Raw genomic sequence first — 25,467 nt, forward strand, 5'->3', positions numbered from 1 at the left:
TGGATAGTTAAGTTTTAATTATCTAAGTGACCCACCCTTTCTTTGTAGTTGGGTTAGTGGCAGATATATGGTCAATGGTTCAACTACTTTAAAGTTGATTTTAGGGCATGGTAACTGATTATCTTTTCGTAACCGACAATTAATGAGGCATTAAAATTATTCCTCTGCATTAACTTGAGCTGCTTCATATCGTTGTGCCGCAGTTCTAAGTGCGATTTCGAAAGGGATCTTTGCGTGTTGATTAAAAGTAGCGTAGGTTAGTCCGTGTGCCTTAGCAAGGTCGACTGCGAGATTCGAATCGCGATGGCTGACATAATGTAGTGCAATAATCAGCATATCCGCATCTTCAACCATTGCTTCAAAACGTTCCCGATCAATTGAATCGACTTCCGTTAGGGTGGCATCATAAGCATCCGTTACTCTTCGGAGATTTTCTGTATAAACACTGTCACCGACCAACAGCACATTTTTTCCGGAAACAATTGGTTTTATTTCGGCATAGTTGGGTGTCCATGGCTTGGGCGTATTACCGGTTGGCTTCTTTGGCTTTTCCGGTTTGGATTCAGCTTGGCTGTCAGCAGCTTCTTCCGGATGAATCCAGACAATCTTTATAGTACCGGGGTTGCTGGTATACCAGCTAACATCGACAATTTGGCCGACTTTAAGATCATACTTGTCAATTTCTTCGTGTGTCGGCACATATGGTAAAGCTCCCATTTCAAAAGCGGCAGTTCCACTGATATTACCATCACCGGTTGGATTATCAACTTCCAAATGACCGTTTCGGTCGACAATTTCCCCAGTATAAAATTTGATGCCGGCATCGTCTAAAGTGTGACCATTATGTTTAATGACGTTAACGGTAATTTTACTATCCTCAAAGTTGGCATTGGCTAAATCGCCATCGGACAGACCATAGCGACGAACAATTTCTTCATTAACATATTTGGTACCAATGTTGGCGCCGGAAAGATGTAATCTCACTGGGAAAGCTTGTGCGGCATTAACTTTTTTTAGAAGGTCTTTTTTTAAGTCGTTATGGGATTGTAGATAATCCCAGAGTTGATCGATTGTAATAGTTGAATCTAATTGTTTCAGAGAAGTGACTTTATTAGTTTGAGTTTCCTGTTGTAAATTAGCAATCCGACCTTGAAGGATTGATATTTTATTAAGTAATTTTTGAAGATCAGGATAAGGTAAATTAACATTTGCGTGGTTTAATTCGGGAATTTCCGAGTTTGTTTTTTCTGTAAACGACGGTTCGTTTTTATATGAGAATTGGTGATCGAGTAGTCCCATTATTGATAATTCCTCCTTTGCTTGTGAATTCAGAATACTAGCTTTTCCCAATAGCCTCAAGGGAACAGGCTAAAATTTTACAAAGTTTTCTTAAAAAATATTGGAGAAATTACGTAAGAAATGAGTCGATTATTTAAAATTTTCTTGAATGTGTAATGATTGTGGTGATGGGTCTATCCACTCAAATGTACGACTAACTATTTTCGTTTTTCCATGATTATTTGAAGTCATGATAATGTTGTAGCGCCCAGGAATATAAGGCCCGAATGTGCGCGTCACGCTTTTGTTTAAACTTTTGGCGACTATTCGATTATTAATTTTAACCTGAGTGTTATCTTGATTGGCATTAATCGTTGGGAAAATCGGTTTTACTTCGAGTAGGTACTTTTCAAAAATAAAGAAGTGATGACCGGTATCCACAAAGTCCAAGACACCGTTTACGACACCAGTTGCCGCCATCCGTCTTTTTAGTTTGGCCCGCTGATTCGGATGATTTTGATAATAGGCCATTAGAGGCTGAACCGAATGGAGAGTGACTTTAAAATCCGGATCATCCGTACGGATTAAAGACGACACTGTTTTAGAATCATTCTGTTCGATGGCGGTTACGAAACGATTTGTTGTGGCTGACCGGCTATAATAATGATTTAAATATAAGTAACTGCCGACAAAGGCAAGGAGAATGACCAGCAAAATTCCGATGAGCCATTTTTGAGTTTTTGTTGCACGCTGTTGTTGCGATTCCAAGGGCAATCTTTCTTTCTGAATTGGCATTAGTGATTATTCTGTTATATCCTATTATAATATAATTAATGTTATCCAAAACAATAGATTGCGGTATAGGTGATAATGATGGTAAAACAAGGTAGATTTGCCAAGTCCAGCAAGCTTCGACAGATAAAAGAAATAAAAAGGGCCCGCCAGGAAAAGTCGGATAGAATGATTACCGAGAAGCAGTTTGGTAAGTTCATTTTTGTGCGCTACGGGTTGACAATGAAAGCCAAAATGATTGGGACGGATAAGGAAACCATGCAACGGTTTCTGATCGAATGGGTAGATCATGCACCTAAAGATAAAAATTGGTCAATAAAAGCACTGGCTGTTAATACGTTGAAAAAAGTCAACGTTCGAGTGCCATACCAGTTCTATCGGGTGGTTGTCAGAAACTGGTCAAAGTATCAGCGATTTTTAAAGCGGGAAATTCCCGCTGTCCCTTTGAAACAGCGGATTTTGTTGACTGATACACTCACAACCGAAGAATTTGAACAACTTGTTGCCAGACAACTGGCTGCGAACATTCTGTTATCGACTTTGGGAAATAATCCTCAACTGATGCAACAGATCAATCTTGAGCAGGTTGCGGATCTTTCTAAAAATTTAATGACTGAAAATGAAAAGGGAATTGATTGGCAGAAAGTTCAAAGTATTTTTAAACCAATGCCATTTGATATGAGTACAGCACCGGATACGCCAACTAAAAATTGGTTGGGACATCTTTTGAATGAAAAATGAGGTGGTTAAAAATGCATACTGAACATGCACTGGATTGTGTTAACCTGGTACCGATTTTTAAATCATTGCCACTTGATGAAAAAAAGGCGGTAGCCGGCTTGGTTGTTCAACATCAATATCCTAAAGGAACGATTATTTATCTTGCTGGTGATCAGGTGGGACATTTTATGATTTTGGAGCACGGACAGGTCAAACTTTCCCAGATATCCGAGAGTGGAAAAGAACAACTTTTGAAGGTGATGCAGCCGGGAGATTTTGATGGTGAAGCAGCTCTTTTTAGTCATGATCAGCGAAATGTTACGGCAACTGCCTTGGTTGACTCCAACGTTTGCCAAATTGATCAGGGTGCCTTTCAATCTTTATTAAAAAGCAGTCCGCAGTTAGCTGTTAATTTACTAACGACGATGAGCCAACAAATTAATAACCTTCAAGAAGAAAAGACGGTTTCATCGACATCCGATGTTGCGGGTCAGCTTGCCAAATATTTGTTGGAAACCAGCGCTTCTTTGCACGAATCAAGTTTTAAACTGCCACTTAAGAAAAAAGATATTGCCACTTTCATTGGGACAACTCCTGAAACAATCAGCCGTACATTTAAGCAACTCATTGCTGATGGGGTGATCAAAATGACCGCTTCGCTGGTTGAAATAGTAGACCAGGATCGATTGACAGACATTGTTTGAGACTATAGGTTTCGGTATATAAGAGGGGGTGTCGAATCAAAAATAATTTTGATCCGGCAGCCCCTTTTGATGTTCTTATTTTCTTGTTAAACGGTATAAGAAAAGGTTGATTTAAAACCTGAAACTTGAATTCTCTCTTACCTGACGCCGTTTTAAAGTGAATCCCAATTTTCATGTCGAAGCGACATTCCCCAGTAACCCAGTTCGTATGCACTGCTTCGAATAAAAGCGGTCGTCATTTCTTGTCTTTCAGCGTCATCTACTTGCTCAGCAGCTCGATTGGTCAACTGAATCATTTTATTAACACTGTCTGTATAACCATCACTGTCATAGGTTTCAATCCATTGCTGATATAGGCCGACTGGTGATCCCTGCCTAATCAATGATTGACCGATTTCGTTGTAAAGCCAGTAACAGGGAAGTAATGCCGCAATTGCTCGTTGAGGGGTACCTTGATACAGGGCGGCATACATATGGTTAACGTAATTATAAGCAGTAGGCGCAATCGGGGTTAAAGCGATTTCTTCTTTTGAGATGTTTAATTGGGTAAAGAATCCCTTTCGAACCGCAATTTCGCCATTTTTCAATCCCTCGGCACCATCACGGAGAAACTGAATGGCCGTTTTGTCTGTTAGTTGATCAGCAATCTTATCGTGCAATTTGCCGAATTCACTTAAATAGTAGCGATCCTGCAATAAATAATAACGAAACGTTGAGAGTGGTAAATCTCCCGAAGTCAATTGTTTGATAAACGGGTGATGGGCACTTCGAAGCCATAGGGGCTTTGCAAGTTCGTGAATCTGATTTGTAAATGTTGTCAAAATAGAATACCTCTTTCTTTTTAACCTTGAAAACTAAGGAGAAAAATCGGCTTTGACGATAAAAAAGCCCACTTCAGTTTAAAGTGGACTTTTAGTCAGATATTAACAGATGATGGTTTGACTAAAACGGTCTTCCTTCGACAGTATTAACTGCATCAGGTTCCATGGGTATCTCTCAGCCGATTAAAGCACCCCAGACCACAAGGTTATTTGATTTTTAAGCGGTGTCTTTTAAAGACCAACAAAGATAATGATCAATGATATCATTGCTTTTGTTCCGCAATTTAACTATATACCAAGAGAAAGATAACATCAAAACAAAAAAGATTGTTTAACCGTTTTGTGATTGGATAACAGCACTATTCCCCGTATTCGAGGGAGTTAACTATCTTTTAATAAAGCACATAAATGAGTTATCCATCTGTTATTCTGAGAATTCAGTGCCAATTTATTCTACAAGTAACAAATACCATCGATTTATCCGTACGAATATTCTACAATTAAGCAGTAAATGTAATTTAATAACGAGCAACTCTGGAGGATAAAACAATGGACGAAAGTCGAGTACGAGACGAAATTGTAAGCGGAAACATCTCGTTGGGTATCGAACTAGGATCAACCCAAATTAAGGAAGTCCTGGTAACGAGCGATTTCCAAACAATTGCTTCAGGCGATTATCTTTGGGAAAACGAACTGGACAATGGCATTTGGACTTACCCGATCGAAAAGATTTGGGATGGGATTCAAACCAGCTACGCAACATTAGCCTTAGAAGTTCATGATAAGTATGGCGTTGACCTTAAGAAAATCGGGTCAATCGGCGAGTGCCATGATGCACGGTTACATGGCCTTTGATAAGAATGGCGAACTGTTGGTACCATTCAGAACTTGGCGAAATAATATTACCGGCCAAGCTGCTGAATCTTTAACCAAGCTATTTAACTTTAACATTCCAGAACGCTGAAGTATTGCACATTTATATCAGGCAATTCTCAACAAGGAAGACCATGTTAAAAACATTGATTTCCTGACAACGCTTGCCGGTTATGTGACATGGAAACTTTCAGGCGAACGTGTTCTTGGCGTTGGTGATGCTTCGGGTGTCTTTCCAATTGACGAACAGACGACCTATTATGAAAAGGGTATGATTGATAAGTTTAACAGTCTACCGGAAGTTCAACAATACCCATGGAACTTGACTGACATTTTGCCACAGGTTTTACCAGCTGGCAAAAAAGCCGGTGAATTGAACGCTGAAGGTGCCAAATTATTGGATCAAAGCGGTCAACTTGAAGCCGGTTCATTGATTGCACCTCCAGAAGGGGATGCCGGTACTGGTATGGTTTCAACCAACAGTGTTAAGAAACAAACTGGTAACATTTCTGCCGGAACTTCAGCATTCTCAATGGTTGTACTTGATCGACCAATGAAAGCCGTTCACCGTGATATCGATATGGTGACAACGCCTGAGGTGCACCAGTTGCCATGGTTCATACCAACAACAGCTCATCAGATATCAATGCTTGGGTCGGTTTGTTTGGTGAATTTGCCAAGGCACTTGGGCTTCAGCTTAAACCCGATGATCTTTACGGAACATTGTTTGCAGAATCTGTTAAAGGTGATCAGGATGCCGGTGGTCTGGTTAACTTTGCTTATCTTTCAGGTGAAAACATTACTAAGATGCCCGAAGGACGACCATTATTTGTTCGTAAACCGGATGCTAAATTAAACCTGGCTAACTTCATTAAAACCCAAATCTATTCAGCTTTTGCGCCATTAGAGATTGGGATGGATATCTTATTGCGTGAAGAGCACATTAAGACAAATGTTTTGGTTGCCCAAGGTGGTATTTTCAAGACACCGGTTGTTGCACAACAAGTCTTGGCTGATGCATTAAACACACCGATATCTGTTATGGAAAATGCCGGTGAAGGTGGCCCATGGGGAATGGCAGTATTAGCACTCTTCTGCATCAACCGAAAGAATGGCGAATCTTTGGAAGACTACCTGGCTAACCGGGTATTCAAGGATTCAACCAAAGCCACTCTTTATCCGGAACCAGCAAGTGTTCAAGGATAAGACAAATTTATCGATAATTACAAAGCTGATTTACCTGTTGAAAGTGAAGCAGTTAAGTCAATGAAAATGAAGTAATTGAAAGGTGAAATCAGACAATGCTAGAAGATCTTAAACAAGAAGTTTATGAAGCAAATATGCAGCTTCCCAAGTTGGGCCTTGTGACCTTTACCTGGGGAAACGTTTCCGGAATTGATCGGGACAAGGGTTTATTCGTTACCAACCATCCGGAGTTGAATACGATAAGATGAAGCCATCCGATATGGTAGTGGTTGACTTGGACGGTAAAGTCGTTGAAGGCGACATGAATCCATCAAGTGATACACCACCCCACACTTATTTGTACAATCATTTTCCTAATATCGGTGGAATTACCCACACGCATTCACCTTGGGGTGTTTCCTTTGCCGCAGCTAAAATGGATATTCCAGCTGTCAGTACGACACATGCCGATACTTTCTATGGTGATATTCCATGTGCACCGGCTTTGAATGAGGAACAAATCAAGGATGCTTACGAATTAAATACTGGTAAAGTCATCGTTGACGAATTGAAAAACGCGGGATTGACCCGGATGCTGTACCAGCCGTGTTAGTTAGTCAACACGGACCCTTTTCATGGGGACTAACACCGGATAAGTCAGTATACAATGCCAAAGTATTGGAAGTTTCAGCTGAAATCAGATACCATGCTTTGCAATTGAATCGTGACGAAATCCACGTACCACAATATCTTTTGGACAAGCATTATTATCGTAAGCACGGTGCCAACGCTTACTATGGTCAAAACAGTGCCAAGTCAAAGGATCACGCAGAACACGAATAAATTAAGTTGATTAGAATGTCTACAAAGTGTTGTCATTTTGACGGTCGGGAGCCCACTTTGTAGTCGATACAATAAGTTAAATTAAGAAGCTGGACAAAAAGTGAATTTTTGTCTGGCTTTTTTGACGTGTTGATAACACGTCATTGACTCTCTAGCAATACCGGTTGATTTGGACTATACTGGTTTATATTTTGAAAATGGAGAAGTAGTTGACGTTTATGAAAGAAAAATTAAAGGGGCGACTTGACGTTTTTGTCGATGCAATCATTGCTATTTTGATTACGGTGATGGTCCTGGAGTTGCCCATTCAAATTAATAATGGTGTTTTGGACTACCGGAGTTTATTTACGGCAATTGGTATTTACGCGGTTAGTTTTTGCTTTATTGCCAATTTGTGGTATCAGCACGCAGTGATTTTTAATGAAGTCGAAAAGATTTCAAATGGTGTTGTGGTTGGTGACTTGGCGCTGATGTTCTTTGTGTCGCTTATTCCAACGTTTACCCGGTTAATGGCCATTGATACCAATTCAATGACGGTGGTCATGTACGGGGTATTGGACCTTGTCATTTCGGTCTTGTTTCGGCGAATTGTAAAGACAATTATCCATGATAAGTACACTGATAAAGATGATATGCGGAAGTTATACAATGTTATTTATGGCACCGCCTTTCTCGAATCCTGGATATCATATTTGATTTTAATCGTTATTGGCTACTTTTTTCCGAAGTTTTCTCTGATCTTATTCATCATTATTCCCGTTCGCTCGTTTATTCGGCATGCCTTGGATAACGAAGAGTTTAGTGATGTTGGAGATTTGGGAACTCAAGAGCGTAAAGCTTTTATTGAACTAACACCAAGTCAGCAGCGAACCTTTCGTCGGTTAGCCCACGACTATCGGCGAAAGACCAGGTCAATCGGAAATCAGCCAGATGCCCAAAAGCAGGCTTGGCAGGATTTCTCGAGTCAAATTCAGGAGAAACTTAATATGTCTGCCGGAGATGCCATGAAATGGGATCATCAAAATAACCAGCACGATCATCATAATCAAAGACGATAACCAACAAATTAATTGGAGTCGATTTGTTTGACCAAGCCCTAATTCGAGGATAAACTGACCTCAAAAGTAAGCGGATTAGCGAACGGAGGGACTTTATCATGGCAACTCATGCACCGTTAGTAACAATTTCAATCCCTGCATATAATTTAGGCTCATACCTTGAAAAAACGTTGAACAGTGTCTTTAAACAAACCTATCAAAACTTTGAAATCCTACTGGTTGACGATGCCTCAACCGATCATACGGCCGAAGTCATCGCAAAATTTGCAGAACAGGACGATCGTATCAAACCCCATTTCTTTAAAGAACATGAGGGGGTCTCTAAGGCCCGTAATTATGCGATTGACAATGCAAGGGGGGGGATATGATCGTTTTTGTGGATGGCGATGACTTGCTGGATCCCACTTATTTGGAAGTTATTGTGTCGGGCTTTTCAGATCCCAAAGCAGATTTAGTGATTGTTGGATTTAATTGGGGTTGGCGTGGAGGCGGTCACGATCATCAGCCCGGGTTTGAAGAGGTTACCAAACGAAGAGCCTATGATTCAATTAATTATCGTGGCGATGGCATTGGTGGCTATACCTGGAATAAAGGGTTCAAGATGTCAATTATTCGCGATAATCATATTCGCTTTGATGAATCTTTGGATTTGGCAGAGGATTTATTGTTTACCGCCGACTATATGATGGCTTCCCATAAATTTCTATTCTACGATGTGCCGCTTTATAACAAGGTAAATCGTGGCAACAGCATTATTCATAGTGCCACTTATCAGATGCGGGCAAAAGAGCAGGTTGTTCGTCGTCATATTGACGAAATGGGTATGAAGTTAATGCCGTAGTGTTTAAAAACAAAATTAGTTAAAATCGCCTCCAAAAATTTATAGGTAAGAAGTCACATTTCTGAGTTTTGTTATCAAAAATATGACTTCTTTTGCGTACATGTTAATTTGTGAAGAGAGTGTGAACTCTGGGTAAATTTTAGGTAAAGAATCAATAGGAAGGACTTTTATTTTTCACATAAAGCGGTATGATAATTCAGATTAAGAAATTAATGGAGGTAACTTTTATCATGCGAGGCACTTCCCGATTAACTAAATTGATGGCTGTTATTTTGGTATTGGCCTGTGTTATTGCAGCATTAGTACCATCAGCAACAGCTCAAGCAAAAAGTAAGAAACCAAAGTATAAATTCGAAGCTAAAGAAATTTATGTGATGGACGCAAAATCCGGTCAGATGTTGTATCAAAAAAACAGTCATCAAAAACGGCCGATTGCCAGTTTATCCAAATTAATGACACTGTACCTAACCAAAAAGGCAATTGATCAGCATCAATTGTCTTGGAATCAAAAAGTCCCAGTCAGCAAACCGCTTATCAAGATGAGCAAAAGTTATGAACTGGGTACTTTTAAAATAAAAAAATCGAAGCAATATACGGTTAAACAACTTTATCAGGCAGCTTTAATTGCATCTTCCAATTCATCGGCGATTGCTCTTGGAGAGTTGGTGGCTGGCGGCAGTAATACCAAGTTTATTAACCTGATGAATCGGCAGGCTCAAAAATGGGGGATTAATGCTCATTTTGTCAGCAGTTCCGGTCTTGATAACACCGATTTAACAACCTACAAACTTCAAGTTCCGGGAACCGGCAAGAAAGCTCAGAATATGGTGAGTGCCAAAGCTATTTCAACCGTTGCCGCAAAAGTTTTGGGCGAGTTTCCTTCAATTACCAAGTGGAGTAGGAAGCCCTCGATGAAGGTAGGCAATCAGGTCCTGGTGAACAGCAACAGACTGTTGAAGGGGGACGCTTTCTATAAGAAGAGCGAGCATGTTGATGGTTTAAAGACCGGCTTCACAGATACTGCCGGTTTATGCCTGAACGTGTCTTTTTGGCATAAAGGACGTCATTTGATTGCAACGATCATTGACAGCAACACCATTTTTTCATCGATGGAAAAATTGGTGAGAGCAATTGAAAAGAACTATACAACAGAAACGTATTTGATTCATCAGAATATTTTTACGATTGGAAATAGAAAAGTTTCCGCGTCACCTCAGGATTCAAGGGCGACCATATGGAAGACTGAATCATCCAAACCGTCTATTAGCGATTCATATGAACCAACGACTCAAAAATTGCCGGTTAAAAAGGGCTCAACCGTTGGCAACGTTCTTGTAAAAGTCGGGAACAGTACTGCGACAGTCCCGATGCTGGCAACACAAAGTGTTCGGGCACCTAAAACTATCGTCAAAGAAACGGTTAAACGTCGATCGTTTTTTTCGAAAATCGGTGACTTCCTGGGGAATCTTATCAGTGGTCTAGCGAGAGTGGTTAATCAAATTTTTAAACATCTTTAATTGAATATCACCTAAAAGTGTGAGGACAGAATTTTGATGTCTTTGTACTTTTTCCTTTGGAGTGGTTTTGGGTTGTTATGGGGGTGATTCCGCACACTAGGACTGCTCCAGCGAATTTAAGCGACTATAAAGATCGTTATCCGGCTCAACTATCCGGCGGTCAAAAGCAACGGGTGGCACTGGGAAGGGGAATGGCCAAGAAGAGCAACATCTTTTTACTGGATGAACCGCTCTCGAATATTGATGTTCAATTAAGAGAGAAGGCACGGGATCAATTACTACAGTTACACGCAGAAAATGGGCAAACAATCATTTACGTCACACATGATCAGCAAGAAGCCATGGCGTTGGGAGATCGGATTGCGGTTATTAATGATGGAAAGATTCAGATGATTGACACCCCGGATAATCTATATCGACATCCAACAAACCTGTTTGTTGCACAATTTGTCGGGACGCCACAAATCAATATTCTTCCCGTGAACTTTTCGAATCATCAACTAACCGGCGTGGATGGCACGGTCATTTCGAAACCTGGGAAAAACATTCAGGCAAATTTGGATGAGGATCAATCGTATTTATTAGGGATTCGACCTGAAAATGTTCATCTACATGATGAGCAGGTGTCTGGCAGTTTTCCGGTTGAAGTTCAAACAATCGTGGATTATGGTAGGTACAAGCAGTTAACCTGTAAAGCATTTGGCGAAAAGTTTATTAAAGCAGTGGTCAACCAATGGCCTAAGAATGCGACTGGAACTGCTTGTGCAACACTTGATGAATCGGCAATGCTGTTGTTCGACCCAAATACCAATCAGAATGTGTTGGATGCTCAATCAAACTATGTATTGGAGTGATGATAATGGTTCAGTGTAAAATTGTTCAGATTTCTGATACTCATTTAACACCGGCGGGCGCAAAACCTGCCAATCATCAACACCTTGATCCTGAAGAAAAATTGCGCACCGTTTTTGATGATATTTACAATACCAACGTTGATCCCGACCTGATTGTGATCAGTGGCGACCTGATCCATGAGGGAGATGCCGAGGCTTATGCAGATTTTCATCACATGCTGGATCAGGAGCAGGAACGCTTGATGGCACCGATCAAAGTTATTTTGGGTAATCATGATCGAACCGATCAATTTTATAAAGGCTTTTTAGGTAAGAAACGGGTAGCTACTCGTTATTACTATCATGAATCGTTAGAGGGGCTGGAGTGTTATTTTCTGGATACCAAATGCGGTGATATTGAGCAGGGGTATTTGGATCAGACCCAATTACATTGGTTGAAAAACCAGTTACAGGAATATCAAAGACCGGGAATCATTTTCATGCACCATCCGCTATATGGCCCGCCATTGCAGCAAATGCGCTACAGCATCTTACAAAATGGGGATGATCTGTTGAACGTTATCGACCATACTCATGTTAAAGCGATCTTTTCCGGTCATGTTCATTTTGCTAACAGCTATGTGGTAGACGGCATTTTGAATGTGGTTGCTGATTCGACGGCTTACCATATCAATTGTGCCAATCCACATGAACATTTTGTGACCGATGGGACCGCTTATAATGTCATTACGGTTGATGGTGATGACATAGGTGTCGAACAGCGGCTGCTTTATTTAGGAACTAAAACGATTAATGCCTTTAAGATTCCCAACACAGATTTTGTAGATAAAAAAATCCTCACCCGGGCTTGGAGTAATGTCCTGAGTAAGGAATAAGGCCGGCAATTTATTGCCTGAGTTTCGAGTATAAGGCCATATCTCTGAATTGGTCGTTATAAAAAGCGTATTGTTTTAAAATGCCATCTAAATGAAAGTCTCGACGTTCTGCAACGTTGCGGCTTTTTTGATTATGTTCATCAGCCATAATTTCAATGCGATTCATATTCAAATCGTGAAAAGCAATTGCTTCGACTTCTCGAACGGAAGCGGTCATAATACCCCTTCCTTGAAAACGTCCCGCCAACCAGTAGCCAATTTGGCAACGACGATTTTCATGATTGATTTGATGGAGATCAAGAACGCCGGCAATTTCATCCTGATATAAAATAATAGCAAACCAAAATGTGCCGGCGGCCATTCTTTGAAGACCATTCTTAATAAAGGCTCTTTCATCATTAATTGAAAATATTTCCTTTGCCCAAGGCAACCAGCGGCCAAATTCAGCTCGGTTGGTATTGACAATTTCAAGCAGGCTGTTGGCGTCCCGCTTTTCGGGCAGTTTCAAAGCAATCGTTTCATTTACTTTATGTATGAACATTTGTCATTCCCCCTTATGATACCTACAAAACAAGTATACTATACTTATACATCTAGAAACGCGGAGGACACGGAATGTTTCAAATGATTGGTAACCTTCAAAATCAACCTTATATGGAAAAGTATATGCGCAATCAATATCGGTTCTTAGGATTAAAAACACCGGATAGAAAAGCCCAGTCAAAAGAAATTGTGACTGCCTCAAAAAAATGGTCGATAGCGCGAGTGTTTTCAACGATCACGGCGCTTTATCAACGGGACGAACGGGAGTATCAATACGTAGCAATTGATATTGCACATGTTAACGTGAAACGGCTGACATTTTCTGATATTGACAGATTAACAGCCTATATTCAAATAAAGTCGTGGTGGGATACCGTGGATTCATGGCGAAAGACATTCGGTCAATTTGTTCGATTGCACCCGGAAGAAAAAGGGCGGGTATTTAACCTTTTTTACCAACATGAAAATTTTTGGATGAGGCGGATTGCAATTACGCTTCAATTGCTCGAGAAGGAAACACTTGATAAAGAACTACTGACTAAAGCAATTGAATACGATATTAATACTGAAGAATTTTTTATCCAAAAGGCAATTGGATGGTCGTTGAGAAATTATAGTAAATATAATCCGGAATGGGTCAAGACTTTTATTGCTGCTCATAAGTTGTCAAGATTGGCGGTTAAAGAGGGCGGCAGGTATCTTTAAGGCCTGCCAGTACTAAGCTTAAAAGGAACCGCAAACCGTTTTTTCTGGTTTGCATTGAGTGGGTGCAACCAGATGGTGCTGTTCAATAGATAAACCGGTGGGGATAAAAATCAAAAGAGGTACAATCCCACCCGGAATTGTACCTCTTTTGATTAGCTTGCACACTTACTTAGTGTCTTGAAGCAAGGTGATGATGATCGGTAAATCGAAATCCGAGAAATACCAATGCCGCTGCGATTAAGAATGATAGCAAACCAGGTAACACAGTTGTTACACCGAAACTGGCAACAATCGAAGCAAAGATCGTGCCGATTATCAAAGTTAACAAACCAATTAACGTGATTTTTAAGTTTTCATCCATAAGATCGCTCCCCCTACATTTAATGAAAAACTGCAAGCAATTTGGAGACGGATAAGAAGCAGACTAAAACTGCTTCCAAACGTGTTGGATCAAGGAATATTGTTGAAGCGTAGCAACAAACTACCTGCGTTTCTCTACAACCTCATTATACCGATGTTACATGGGAATGTCACCAGTATTTATAATAAAAAATGAACAAATTTTTAATTATGTTCACAATTTGTGAACAATTGTTGATTTCATTGAAAAGGCTTTCTAAACGTGCTGCCTTGAAAAATAAGTCTGTGTACGCTATGATAAATACATACTAAAAAGGGATGTGGCAGGACATTGAAATTTGCAAATCGTTAATCAGAATTAAAGCCGACTGTTTTTATACAGGGGGTAAGTCTGTGCGATTTGTAATGACTGTCAATGTCTGGATCATTTGGATCATTAAATCTGAATTTTTGCATCCACGACTTGAATAAGTACGACAAAACCCGTCTGCAGATTATTGTAGCGGGTTTTATTTTTAAAATTAAACAGACATACGCCATTACATTTAGGGAGCGTGTGAGTTATGGGAACTATTCAAATTAAGAATTTATCGTTTCGATATGATGGGATGGTCAACCATATTTTTGACCAATTCAGTCTCAGTATTGATGAAAGTTGGAAACTGGGATTGATTGGTCGAAACGGCCGCGGCAAAACGACCTTTTTAAACTTATTGTTGGGAAAATATCCCTATCATGGAGAAATCCAATCTAATCTGCGTTTTAATTATTTTCCGCAACCGATTACCGATTTCACGAAAAACGTTGTGGATGTCCTAATGGATGTTTCGGGGTTAAACGAATCGGAGGTTTGGAAAATTCAACTGGAAATGGATCAATTGGGGTTGACTGACGATTTACTAAGCCGGCCGTTTTCAACTTTAAGCCCGGGTGAACAGACCAAGGCATTATTGGCCGCCATGTTTACCGATAAAGAGACTTTTCAACTCATTGATGAGCCAACCAATCATTTGGATATTGCCGGTCGCCAAGTTGTTGCGAGCTATTTAAAGTCAAAACGGGGTTTTATTGTTGTCAGCCATGATCGTTATTTTATTGATCAGGTCATCGATCATGTGCTATCTATTGACCGGGCAAAGATTCAATTATTTGACGGTAATTATGATACGTGGCAACGCGAATTTGATCGTGAGAATCTGAGTGAGAAAAATGAGAAGGCACATCTTCAAACCGAAATTAAACGCTTGAGTGCGACTGCCAGTCAGGTAAAACAGTGGGCAGGAAATGCCGAGAATAAGAAGTCCAAAAAAGCTTATGGCGGGCAATCCAATGTCAACCTTGATAAAGGCTTCTTGGGTCATAAAGCAGCAAAAGTGATGAAAAGATCCAAATCAACCCTTAAACGAACGGAATCAGCGATTGATGAAAAGAAGTCGTTGTTAAGGAACATTGATGATGTGGTGCCTTTAACATTGAATTACAAGCAGCCCCATCAGGATCATATTTTGCTATTGAACGATTTTCAGGTTCAGCGTAATCATAACATTCTGAATGAACCGATTACGTTCGATCTAACAAAGGACCAACGATTGGTTTTTGAAGGGCCAAACGGATTTGGAAAGACCACAATGATCAAAGCGATTCTTGGTGAAAAACGGTTAATTGCACGTGGCAGCTCATCATTTAGTAAGACGGTCAAGGTATCATATTTGACACAGGAATTTGAAACCCTTTCAGGATCAATTGAAGCATATGCAAAGCACCATGACGTCGAGTTGCCGGTATCGCTGAATATGTTGAAAAAGCTGGGATTTGAGCGATCGGCATTCACCGAAGATTTGTCAGAACTCAGCATGGGACAAAAACGAAAGGTCTCATTAGCCAGATCATTGTGTGAACCTGCTAATTTTTATATTTGGGATGAGCCTTTGAATTATTTGGATGTCATCACCAGGCGTCAGATACAAAAATTGATTTTAAAGGTTAAGCCAACCATGCTGTTGATTGATCATGATCGGGACTTTGTAGACGCAATTGCGACAGAACCACCAATTGAATTGAAAAAATATCGTTAATCTGAAGGGAAGGGACGTGCTTGAAAGCTTTATCCATAAGGGAACCTTATGCTTGGGAAATCATAATGGGCGATAAAACAATTGAATATCGAACCTGGCTTCCAGGAAAAGTCTCAACCTTTCTTCTTGTTAGTACAGCGACACCATCGGTAACCGATTTTGGCTTGGGATTGCCAAATGGATATGCATTGGCAATTATTAAGATTGATGCGGTATCTGGTAATAAAAGTCATGGCGGCTATTCGTGGCATGTAAGTGTCGAGAACTTAGTCAAACCATTTCCCGTAAAGGGCAGATTGCACTTTTATCAGGTGGATGATGCCAAAATTGAAACATTACCTCATTTACTGGATTCGTTGATGGTGTATCGAGAAGATAAGGGCTCTAAAAAGACCGGGAACTTTGTTGAGCAGTACGTCAATCCGCTTTTAAAAATCGGCTATGGACAAATGCCGAAAAAGTACCGAAAGATTATTGAACGAACGGGCGATTGGCATGCAGCAGCTGAAACATGGTACAAATCAAGAAATTGCGGTACACATTAGGCTGATGATCTAATTGAAAAAAGTGCCGGCAAATAAAAATAAGGTCTATATTTCCAATCCAGTTGAGAAATGTAGACCTTATTTTTTTGTGCTATAGTTTTGCGCTTGCTAAGGTTTGCAATGACGCATCGATTTTTTCCGCACATAAACGGCCTTCATGAATGCCCCAAATAACGAGACTTGGACCGCGGCGACAATCACCGGCAACGTAAATTTGATTGTCATTTGTGGTGTAATTGTCATTTTTCTTAGTAATGCCAAATTGGTCAAACAGCCACTGTTCTGCACCGGTAAAGCCCATTGCCAACACAACAACATCGGCTTTGATTCGCTTTTCGGTACCGGCAATCGGCTTAAAATGATCTACCTGACTGATTTCTGCTTCTTTAACTTGGCCATTTTCACCAAAGAAAGCAGTTGCTGTTGCTGAATATTCCGTAACGTTGCCAAAGAGTGCCTTGGCTTCTTTTTGACCATAACCGGTCTTTAAAACCATCGGCCATTCGGGCCATTGATTTTTTGACGTTCGTTCTTTAGGAAGGGCAGGCGTAATTTCCAACTGCGTAATGCCGGCGCATCCTTGACGAATTGCCGTTCCAATACAATCATTACCCGTATCACCACCGCCAAGGATTAAGACATGCTTTCCCTTTAGGCGATTATTGGCTTTAGTGCCATCTTTCAGGACTTCTTTAGTGGCAATTTTTAGAAAGTCAGCTGCCTGATAAATACCGGAAAGATCCCGCCCTTTAACATTCAGGTCACGTGCTTGTCGGGCACCGGTACAAATTACAACCCGATCAAATTCTTTTTTGAGTTCTTCCGCCGAAATGTCTTTGCCGACTTCCGTATTGGGAACCAGATCAATGCCGACTTGAGATAAGGCATTGATTCGGCGCTGAACGACTTCCTTTGGTAATTTCATGTTTGGAATACCATACATCAGAAATCCGCCAAAACGGTCGTCACGTTCAAACAGTGTCACAGAATGCCCCAACTGATTTAGGCGCCATGCAGCTGAGATGCCGGCGGGACCACTACCAATAACGGCAATCTTTTTGCCGGTCCGACGAAGTGGTTTACCGGAATCAACAACCCAGCCATTTTTAAAAGCTTGTTCAATAATGAATTTCTCATTATTTCGAATTGTAATTCCCGGTCCGTTTAATGCCTGTACACAGGAAACCTCGCAGGGTGCAGGACAAACCCGCCCAGTCATATCCGGCAGCATATTTGTCCGGCTTAGCCGTTCAAATGCCCGCCGGTCCTGATCACGATAAACAAGGTCATTCCATTCGGGAATGAGATTATCGTTTGGGCAACCGCTGACCGCCCGGCCGCCACCAAAGAAAACGCCATGGTGACAAAATGGAATCCCACAATTCATACAACGGGCAGCCTGTTCTCGACGATCTGCGTCACTTAAGTCAAGTTCCATTGCGTTAAAGTCTTTAACACGCTGCATGATTGGGCGCATGGGATTATCTATTCTGGGATATTTTAAAAATCCTCTTGGATCTGCCATTTTGAATTCCTCCTAATCTTGACTCGTAGCCGTATAAAAGGCTTTTTCAATCACTTTTTCTTCTGAAATTCCCGGTTTCGTGTATTCACGAATCAGCTTGCGCATCTTGTGATAATCACGAGGGTAAACCTTGACAAAGGTGTGCTTTTCAACTTCCCAGTTATCAAGAATCTTTCGAGCGGTTTCCGAATCGGTGTATTGAACGTGTTTCTTTAGGAGTTCTTGAAGAATGCTGTCATCACCGGCTTCATCCAGATGGTAGAGGTCAACCAAGTCCCGATTGCAGTTCTTTTCAAAGCTGTGCGTCCAATCATAAACGTAAGCGACACCACCGGACATGCCGGCCGCAAAGTTTCGGCCTGTCCGTCCAAGAATGACGGCTACGCCACCGGTCATGTACTCACAGCCGTTATTACCAACACCTTCTACAACAACATTGGCACCGGAGTTTCGGACACAGAAGCGTTCACCGGCACGACCATTGAAGTAGGCCTCACCGCCGGTTGCACCAAAGCAGGCAACGTTGCCGACAATTGGTGAGTGAGTGTAAAGTTTTTTGGCTTGGTGAGGGGCAGCAACGATCAAACGGCCGCCGGATAAGCCTTTACCAACGTAATCATTGGCTTCACCAACCAGTTTGATTTCAAGTCCCTGAGTGATAAAGGCACCGAAACTTTGACCGGCGGTTCCGTGGTAATTAAACCGTAGTTGGCCCGGTTTCAAACCATAGTTACCAAAATGGGCCCCAATCCAACCACCGAGTCGCGTGCCAACCGCCCGGTCAACGTTATTGATTGGTAGATTGATAGTGGTTGAATTCTGATTCTTCAAACTGGTTTCTGCGAAACGATCCAAGTCCGGCCAGTCATACTTCGGCTTGAATGGATTTTCCTTCTTACGATCAATCGTGATCGTCTTGTTTAGCATTCGGTCGTAATTTAAAGTTTTGGACTTGCCTGATGGCACGTAACGCGGCTTTAGGTGTTCACCGTGCCCAACCATTTGGTCAACTGTTCGATAGCCCAAGGCAGCCATTTGTTCCCGTAAATCTTCAGCCAAGAAGTGCATCATATTAATAACGTGTTCAGGACGACCGGAATATAGTTTCCGGAGTTCGGGGTTCTGAGTGGTGATCCCAACTGGACATGTATTTAAATTACACTTTCGCATCATGACACAGCCGATTGAGACCATTGTTAAGGTTGCAAAACTAAATTCTTCTGCGCCCAACATAATGGCAATAGCAATGTCGCGGCCGGTTAATAATTTACCATCAACTTCCAAAGTTGTTCGTTGACGTAATTTGTTTAATGCCAATGTCTGGTGGGCATCTGCCAGGCCCATTTCCCAGGGAAGGCCGCAATCCCGAGTGGAGTTTCGGGGAGCCGCACCGGTACCACCGTCATACCCGGAGATAACCACCGTGTTGGCTCCGGCTTTAACAACACCGGCAGCGATTGTGCCGACACCGGTTGAAGATACCAACTTTACGTTAATTTTGGCATAAGGGTTAACCTGCTTTAAATCATAGATTAACTGTGCCAAATCCTCGATGGAATAAATATCATGATGAGGCGGTGGTGAGATTAGTTGCACACCGGCAATCGATCCCCGGATACTTGCAACCCACGGATAGGCCTTGCCGGCAGGTAATTGGCCACCTTCACCGGGCTTTGCACCTTGAGCCATTTTAATCTGAATTTCTTCGGCACTCATCAGGTATTCGGTATTGACACCGAATCTGGCAGTTGATACCTGTTTGATCTTACTGTTTCGATCGAGGCCGTCGGCACCCACGTGGAATCGGTTGCGACTTTCGCCACCTTCGCCGGAGTTGCTTCTGGCACCTAATTTGTTCATAGCAATCGCAATGGTTTCATGTGCTTCTTCGGAAAGGGCACCGAAACTCATCGCACCTGATTTGAAACGCTTAACGATAGAACTGACAGGTTCAACTTCACTCAGTGGGACCGGTTTGTTATCATTTGTCTCAATGTTCCACATCGAACGCAGGGTAACCGGATTCTCCTTGGCTTCCTTATTCATTTCGGCTGTGTATTTTTGATATTCTTGATAATCACCCGTTCGAACGGCTTTTTGGAACTGGTAAATACTGGTTGGATTGTAAAGATGTTCTTCGCCATCCACTTTGTATTGGAAGCTGCCCCCGGATGGTAAATCATCAACGGAGTGATTGCTGAACGTTAATTTATATTTTCGATAATACTCATTTTCAATTTGGTTAAGGCTGATGCCGCCAATTCTGGTTGGCGTTCCCGTAAAGTATTGTTCAACCACTGCATCGGATAATCCGACCGCTTCAAATAATTGGGCACCCTGATAGCCGGCAGTTGTTGAGATTCCCATTCGACTCATAATCTTGATAATGCCCTTAGTTGATGCATGACAGTAATCTTCCAAATGATTCTCAAGACCTCTTTCACGCAAGGTTGCAAAGGCACCATACGGATGAATTGCGGCGGCACCATAACCGACCAAACAGGCGAAGTGGTGAATTTCACACGCTTCGGCAGTGTCAACGACGATTGAGGCCGTCGTACCCTTTCCTTGGCGAACCAAATAATTGTGTAAGCCGGAAACGGCCAAAAGAACCGGGATTGTCATTTGATTATCGGCAACTGGCCGATCACTTAACACCAAGATTGTAGCGCCACTGTCAATTGCATTTTCAGCTTGGGTAAACAAATCCTTAAGGACATGTGCCAATCGATCGGGGGTGTCCGCTAGATCGTAAGCCAGGGACAATTTAGCCACTTTCAAAGCAGGTAAGTCCAAGCTGAGGATTTTGGCATATTCCTGATCGTTAAGAATCGGGCTGTCAATTTTTAATTTATGACAGTTTTCAGCGGAATCTTTCGTGCAGTCACCATCACGTCCAAGAAAACCAAATGTGCCAATAACCACTTTTTCACGTAATGGATCAATTGGCGGATTAGTCACTTGTGCAAAAGACTGCTTGAAATAGGTAAAAAGTGACTGTGGCTTTTTGCTCAAAACGGCTAATGGGGAATCAAATCCCATTGCAACAACGGGTTCACCACCGTTTTGGGCCATTGGAATAAGTGCTGTTTGAATAACCTCATGGGTGTATCCGTTTCGAAGCCAAAGCTTTTTCAAACTATCTTTTGAAATACTTGCTTCAGGTTTAACTTCTGGTAAATTATCGAGTGTCAAACGATTTGCGTTGAGCCATTGCTGGTAAGGATGAGCCTCTGCGCAGTCACGCTTTAGTTCATCAGTCTTGGAAATTCTTCCGGTACTGGTATCGACCAGAATCATTTCAGCCGGAGCCAGGATTCCTTTGTCAACGATGTCACTTGGATCAACATCGACAACGCCGGATTCCGATGCAACCACGAGTTGGTTGTCTTTTGTTAAGGTGAATCTGGATGGTCGTAAGCCATTTCGGTCAAGAAAAGCACCGACTTGAATGCCATCTGTAAAACATAGGGCGGCAGGACCGTCCCATGGTGCCATGAACGTGGCATTATATTCATCAAACGCCCGTTGTTCGTCTGACATCTCTGTGCCGTTTCCCCATGCTTCCGGTACCATCATCATTAATGATTGTGGGATCGATCGACCATGGCGATATAAGTACTCCATGCAGTTTTCCAATTTAGCCGAGTCGGAATCGTCCTCATCATAAATCTCGATTTCGTGACTGGTCATCCAATTTTCGGCGCCCTTTAACGTGTTGATTTCACCGTTATGAGCCAGGAAACGGAAAGGCTGGGCTCGATCCCAGCTTGGAAATGTATTGGTTGAGAAACGGGAATGGATCAAACAGATTGCACTCTTCATTTGTGGATCGTGAAGATCCGGATAAAAGAGGCTGACCTGATAAGCATGTAGCATTCCCTTGTAAACAATTGTGCGGCTCGATAAGGAGCAAATGTACATCGACTGACGGTCAAAAGTTTTTTCGAGCTGCCGTCTTAAAACATAGAGATGGTCTTCAAAGTCCTGCCCCGGGTTGATATCGACCGGGCGCTGCAAGATAACCTGCACAAATCCCGGCATCGATTGTTGGGCTGCCGGACCGCAATTTTCATAAACAAACGGCACGTTACGTGTCCACAAAACCGGAAACCCGGCTTCGTCAATTTGACTGGTAACTGCTTGTAACATTGAAGCTTTCTCCTGCGCGTCATGTGGTAAGAAAAGTTGAGCGACCGCGTAGTCACCAGATTTCGGTAACGTTAATTCGTATTTCGCCATTTGATCACGGAAGAACGCGTCCGGTAGTGCCATAAGTATCCCGGCACCGTCACCGGTATCGGGTTCAGCCCCGGTACCACCACGATGATTCATTCTTTGTAACATGGTCAAAGCCTTTTCCACAATCTCATGACTCGGATGGCCATCCACTTGAGTGATAAAGCCCATTCCACAGGCTGCGTGCTCAAACTTGGGTGAGTACATTAACTTGCCGTCATCCTTTAAGCTATCCATGAAACCACCTACCTTAATAATTTAAACTCAGATTGTCCAAACCAATTGTGTAGTTCTCATAGTATTCTAATAATTATAAAATTACAATGTTTTTTTGCATAGTGTAATAAAAAACCGAGATTCCATCTATTATACATAAATTATGTGAAATGATGAATTTAAGCTGACTATCTTGTTATTATTCCAATAAGCGAAAAATTTAAATTCTAAACGAATATTAAGTTTGGTATTGCAAAAAGGGGGGCTTAGCGGTTATAATTTAATCTAATTTTAATGATACATATTTATGGGAAAGCTGTTTCTATAAATATTCCAAATATATGTAAAAATACATATTTCAAGCGGTATTGATTAAATCAAAGCAGACGTTATGGAAGGGAGAATCGCGATATGGCAACTTTAAAAGTAACTGATCTTCACGTCGCAGTTGAAGATGAGGAGACCAAGAAACGACAAGAAATTTTGAAAGGTGTCAACTTGGTGATTAACACGGGTGAAACTCACGCGATCATGGGACCGAACGGAACCGGGAAATCGACTCTGTCTGAAACGATCATGGGAAATCCGAATTATCACGTTACTCAAGGAGACATTACTTTGGATGGAGAAAGTATTTTAAATAAAAAGGTCGACGAACGTGCTCGGGCAGGGTTGTTTCTGGCAATGCAGTACCCGGTCGAGATTAAAGGAATTACAAATTTGGAATTTATGCGGACAGCTGTTAACGCAACCCGAGAAAAACCGTTACCTATTCGAAAATTTTTAAAGAAGCTTGATGAGAATTTGAAAGTCCTTAACATGTCAGATGAAATGACCGAACGTTATTTGAACGAAGGCTTTTCCGGTGGTGAAAAGAAACGAAATGAAATTTTACAATTGATGATGATTCAGCCTAAGTTTGCGATTTTGGATGAAATTGATTCTGGATTGGATATTGATGCGCTGCAAGTGGTTGCCAAGGGTGTCAATCATATGGAAAGCCCAGATTTTGGGACTTTAATGATTACCCACTATCAACGATTACTGAATTATATTCGTCCCGATCAAGTTCACGTCATGATGGATGGTCGGATTGTCAAAACCGGTGACGCCAGTTTGGCAGAAAAACTTGAAGCAGAAGGTTACGCCGGTTTGAAAGATGAATTGGGCTTAGATGTGAACCTCGTTGATGATGATGTTAGTGTCGGAGGGGGGGAGTAGCATGCTTTCAACAAAAGCTCGAAAGCTCAATCCTGCACTTTTGAAACAAGCCAGATTTGGTAATGAACCAGAGTGGTTGACAAATTTGCGGGATGAAGCCTGGGAACAGGTCGATAAATTAACATTGCCGGTGTTTGATAAGGTGGACTACCATTCCTGGCCATTACTTGATTTTACGGAGACAGAGGAACAGCCAACAGGTGACGTTACTTCATTATTGGACCCGACTGAAAATTACCACTTTGTCAGCGTTGGTAAAGAAACAGTCAAAAATGATCTTAGTGACGATTTAAAGTCAAAGGGCATTATTTTAACCGATATGAAAACGGCAATCCGTGATTACAGTGAACTACTATCAAAATATCTATTTCAAAAAGCCGTTAAATACAAAGAGAACCGACTGACAGCTGTTAACGCTGCGTTAATGAACGGCGGCACTTTTCTATATGTGCCGGACAATGTCGATATCAAAGAGCCGATAAATCTCATGACCGTTCAAGACAGCCGATTTAAAGAAAATTTTGTTAATCATACACTGATTGTAGCCGGCGTAAACAGTCATTTTTCTGTTCTACAACGGGTATCAACGATTGGTGAACAGACTAATCCGGCCCATGTCACGGTAGAGATTATTGCCGAGGATTCCAGTTACGTAAAGTTTTCTGCTTTGGATACATTGGCAAAAAACACCTATGCCTACTATAACCGCCGAGGTTACTTGGAAAGCAGTGCCAGAATCGATTGGACAATGGGTGTCCTGAACGATGGCCATACGGTTGCCGATTTCGACTCCGACTTAATGGGAGACGGCTCACACACTGAGATGCAGACGGTGGCGCTGTCAACCGGAAAACAGGTGCAGGGGCTTGATACGCAGGTCACTAATTATGGTCGCCACTCGGGAAGGAAACATTTTACAACGGGGCGTTTTGCTGGATAGTTCAACCCTGATTTTTAACGGTGTTGGCAAAATTATTCACGGTGCGCACGGTGCAAAAGCCCAACAGGAGAATCGTGTGTTGATGTTATCACCAAAAGCACACGGAGATGCCAACCCGATTTTGCTGATTGATGAAAACGACGTGGTTGCCGGTCATGCGGCCAGTGTCGGTCAAATTAATAAGAAGCAGCTGTATTACTTGATGAGTCGCGGCTTGTCCAAAAAAGTGGCTAAAAGACTGGTTGTTCGAGGCTTTCTGGGCGTTGTCTTACGAGATATTCCAGTTGCAGACGTTAGGGAACAAATGGTAGAGATGATGGAAAGGAAGCTTTCGAATGAGCAAGGGACTGAATAACTCAAGATCGGATTTTCCGATCCTTGATCAAAAAGTAAACGGCGAGCAACTGGTTTATCTGGACAATGCCGCAACAACTCAAAAGCCGGTCAGTGTTTTGGATTCGTTGATTTATTATTATGAACATGATAATGCCAATGTTCATCGTGGGGTTCATACATTAGCGGAGCGGGCAACGGAAGAATTCGAAGCTGCCCGAGACAAGGTTGCCGCTTTTATTAATGCCAAGAGCCGAAAATCAGTGATTTATACCCGTTCGACAACCGAAGGATTAAATTGGATTGCCTCAAGTTTTGGCAACAGTGTCGTCAATGAGGGTGATGAGATTGTCATTTCGGAATTGGAGCACCACAGTAATGTGGTTCCCTGGCAACAAGTTGCT

Annotated in this window: 20 protein-coding genes, 3 pseudogenes and 1 riboswitch; of the genes and pseudogenes, 16 read left to right on the top strand and 7 right to left on the bottom strand. The window is 41.8% G+C overall.

Going from position 1 to position 25,467, the window contains the following annotated elements:
• Positions 1 to 156 precede the first annotated feature (156 nt).
• Entirely contained in the window at positions 157 to 1,299 is a 1,143-nt protein-coding gene (locus HMPREF0519_RS03090; protein WP_225429117.1) for a DUF2325 domain-containing protein, read from the bottom strand.
• A 129-nt stretch (positions 1,300 to 1,428) separates the two neighbouring features.
• Positions 1,429 to 2,073, bottom strand: coding sequence for a TcaA second domain-containing protein (locus HMPREF0519_RS03095; protein ID WP_003557420.1), 645 nt, complete (start codon positions 2,071 to 2,073; stop codon positions 1,429 to 1,431).
• A gap of 75 nt (positions 2,074 to 2,148) precedes the next feature.
• Here HMPREF0519_RS03095 and HMPREF0519_RS03100 point away from each other — a divergent pair, with 75 nt between their 5' ends.
• The gene (locus HMPREF0519_RS03100; protein ID WP_003557421.1) at positions 2,149 to 2,811 is read left to right on the top strand and encodes a hypothetical protein; all 663 of its coding nucleotides are present in this window, start codon (positions 2,149 to 2,151) and stop codon (positions 2,809 to 2,811) included.
• A gap of 11 nt (positions 2,812 to 2,822) precedes the next feature.
• A complete protein-coding gene (locus HMPREF0519_RS03105; protein ID WP_190870481.1) occupies positions 2,823 to 3,494 on the top strand; it encodes a Crp/Fnr family transcriptional regulator in 672 nt (223 codons plus the stop codon).
• Positions 3,495 to 3,646: 152 nt separating this feature from the next.
• On the opposite strand, the gene tenA is transcribed toward HMPREF0519_RS03105, so the two are convergent.
• Positions 3,647 to 4,315 (bottom strand): thiaminase II, encoded by a 669-nt coding sequence (tenA, locus tag HMPREF0519_RS03110; RefSeq protein WP_003557426.1) that lies wholly within the window; start codon positions 4,313 to 4,315, stop codon positions 3,647 to 3,649.
• A gap of 115 nt (positions 4,316 to 4,430) precedes the next feature.
• Positions 4,431 to 4,521: riboswitch (TPP riboswitch) on the bottom strand.
• A 343-nt stretch (positions 4,522 to 4,864) separates the two neighbouring features.
• Between tenA and HMPREF0519_RS03115 the strand changes: the two are divergent.
• The 8 genes and pseudogenes from HMPREF0519_RS03115 (at position 4,865) to HMPREF0519_RS03145 (ending at position 12,361) form a co-directional block, all read left to right on the top strand.
• Positions 4,865 to 6,469, top strand: a pseudogene (locus tag HMPREF0519_RS03115) (xylulokinase).
• A gap of 20 nt (positions 6,470 to 6,489) precedes the next feature.
• A pseudogene (locus HMPREF0519_RS03120) lies at positions 6,490 to 7,216 on the top strand (L-ribulose-5-phosphate 4-epimerase).
• A gap of 218 nt (positions 7,217 to 7,434) precedes the next feature.
• Positions 7,435 to 8,274 (top strand): TMEM175 family protein, encoded by an 840-nt coding sequence (locus tag HMPREF0519_RS03125; protein WP_003634569.1) that lies wholly within the window; start codon positions 7,435 to 7,437, stop codon positions 8,272 to 8,274.
• A gap of 98 nt (positions 8,275 to 8,372) precedes the next feature.
• Complete coding sequence (locus HMPREF0519_RS14260) at positions 8,373 to 8,642, top strand: glycosyltransferase family 2 protein (protein ID WP_003634571.1); 270 nt, start codon at positions 8,373 to 8,375, stop codon at positions 8,640 to 8,642.
• Positions 8,639 to 9,115: a glycosyltransferase family A protein gene (locus HMPREF0519_RS14265; protein ID WP_003634574.1), complete on the top strand. Its 477-nt coding sequence runs from the start codon at positions 8,639 to 8,641 to the stop codon at positions 9,113 to 9,115. Before HMPREF0519_RS14260 ends, HMPREF0519_RS14265 begins: the two co-directional genes overlap by 4 nt.
• A gap of 188 nt (positions 9,116 to 9,303) precedes the next feature.
• Complete coding sequence (locus tag HMPREF0519_RS03135; protein ID WP_003634577.1) at positions 9,304 to 10,632, top strand: D-alanyl-D-alanine carboxypeptidase family protein; 1,329 nt, start codon at positions 9,304 to 9,306, stop codon at positions 10,630 to 10,632.
• 77 nt (positions 10,633 to 10,709) lie between these two features.
• Positions 10,710 to 11,486 carry an ABC transporter ATP-binding protein gene (locus HMPREF0519_RS03140; protein ID WP_003634579.1) on the top strand — a complete coding sequence of 259 codons (777 nt, stop codon included), beginning with the start codon at positions 10,710 to 10,712 and terminating at the stop codon, positions 11,484 to 11,486.
• Positions 11,486 to 12,361, top strand: a complete 876-nt coding sequence (locus HMPREF0519_RS03145; protein WP_003634581.1) for a metallophosphoesterase family protein — start codon at positions 11,486 to 11,488, stop codon at positions 12,359 to 12,361. The genes HMPREF0519_RS03140 and HMPREF0519_RS03145 overlap by 1 nt, the downstream gene beginning before the upstream one ends.
• Before the next feature lie 10 nt (positions 12,362 to 12,371).
• Here the strand turns inward: HMPREF0519_RS03145 and HMPREF0519_RS03150 are convergent, their stop codons facing one another.
• Positions 12,372 to 12,902 carry a GNAT family N-acetyltransferase gene (locus tag HMPREF0519_RS03150; RefSeq protein WP_003634584.1) on the bottom strand — a complete coding sequence of 177 codons (531 nt, stop codon included), beginning with the start codon at positions 12,900 to 12,902 and terminating at the stop codon, positions 12,372 to 12,374.
• A gap of 74 nt (positions 12,903 to 12,976) precedes the next feature.
• On the opposite strand from HMPREF0519_RS03150, the gene HMPREF0519_RS03155 reads away from it, so the two are divergent.
• Positions 12,977 to 13,609 (top strand): DNA alkylation repair protein, encoded by a 633-nt coding sequence (locus HMPREF0519_RS03155; RefSeq protein WP_003634586.1) that lies wholly within the window; start codon positions 12,977 to 12,979, stop codon positions 13,607 to 13,609.
• 169 nt (positions 13,610 to 13,778) lie between these two features.
• Here HMPREF0519_RS03155 and HMPREF0519_RS03160 read toward each other — a convergent pair whose 3' ends face one another.
• Positions 13,779 to 13,970, bottom strand: a complete 192-nt coding sequence (locus HMPREF0519_RS03160) for a hypothetical protein (protein ID WP_003551934.1) — start codon at positions 13,968 to 13,970, stop codon at positions 13,779 to 13,781.
• Between the two features lie 562 nt (positions 13,971 to 14,532).
• Between HMPREF0519_RS03160 and abc-f the strand changes: the two genes are divergently transcribed.
• Positions 14,533 to 16,044: a ribosomal protection-like ABC-F family protein gene (gene abc-f / locus HMPREF0519_RS03165; RefSeq protein ID WP_003634589.1), complete on the top strand. Its 1,512-nt coding sequence runs from the start codon at positions 14,533 to 14,535 to the stop codon at positions 16,042 to 16,044.
• A gap of 20 nt (positions 16,045 to 16,064) precedes the next feature.
• Positions 16,065 to 16,589 (top strand): ASCH domain-containing protein, encoded by a 525-nt coding sequence (locus tag HMPREF0519_RS03170; protein ID WP_225429122.1) that lies wholly within the window; start codon positions 16,065 to 16,067, stop codon positions 16,587 to 16,589.
• A gap of 91 nt (positions 16,590 to 16,680) precedes the next feature.
• Here the strand turns inward: HMPREF0519_RS03170 and HMPREF0519_RS03175 are convergent, their stop codons facing one another.
• The gene (locus tag HMPREF0519_RS03175) at positions 16,681 to 18,114 is read right to left on the bottom strand and encodes a glutamate synthase subunit beta (protein ID WP_003634593.1); all 1,434 of its coding nucleotides are present in this window, start codon (positions 18,112 to 18,114) and stop codon (positions 16,681 to 16,683) included.
• 12 nt (positions 18,115 to 18,126) lie between these two features.
• Complete coding sequence (gene gltB / locus HMPREF0519_RS03180; protein ID WP_003634595.1) at positions 18,127 to 22,590, bottom strand: glutamate synthase large subunit; 4,464 nt, start codon at positions 22,588 to 22,590, stop codon at positions 18,127 to 18,129.
• 390 nt (positions 22,591 to 22,980) lie between these two features.
• On the opposite strand from gltB, the gene sufC reads away from it, so the two are divergent.
• The 3 genes and pseudogenes from sufC to HMPREF0519_RS14270 all read left to right on the top strand — a co-directional run.
• Entirely contained in the window at positions 22,981 to 23,790 is an 810-nt protein-coding gene (gene sufC, locus HMPREF0519_RS03185; RefSeq protein WP_003557449.1) for a Fe-S cluster assembly ATPase SufC, read from the top strand.
• Position 23,791: 1 nt separating this feature from the next.
• Positions 23,792 to 25,085: pseudogene (gene sufD, locus HMPREF0519_RS03190) on the top strand (Fe-S cluster assembly protein SufD).
• The coding region (locus HMPREF0519_RS14270) for an aminotransferase class V-fold PLP-dependent enzyme (protein ID WP_003634601.1) at positions 25,066 to 25,467 on the top strand (402 nt) is incomplete at its 3' end. The pseudogene sufD and the gene HMPREF0519_RS14270, both read left to right, overlap by 20 nt.

Source organism: Lentilactobacillus hilgardii DSM 20176 = ATCC 8290 (genome assembly GCF_000159315.1).
Classification (GTDB): Bacteria; Bacillota; Bacilli; order Lactobacillales; family Lactobacillaceae; genus Lentilactobacillus; species Lentilactobacillus hilgardii.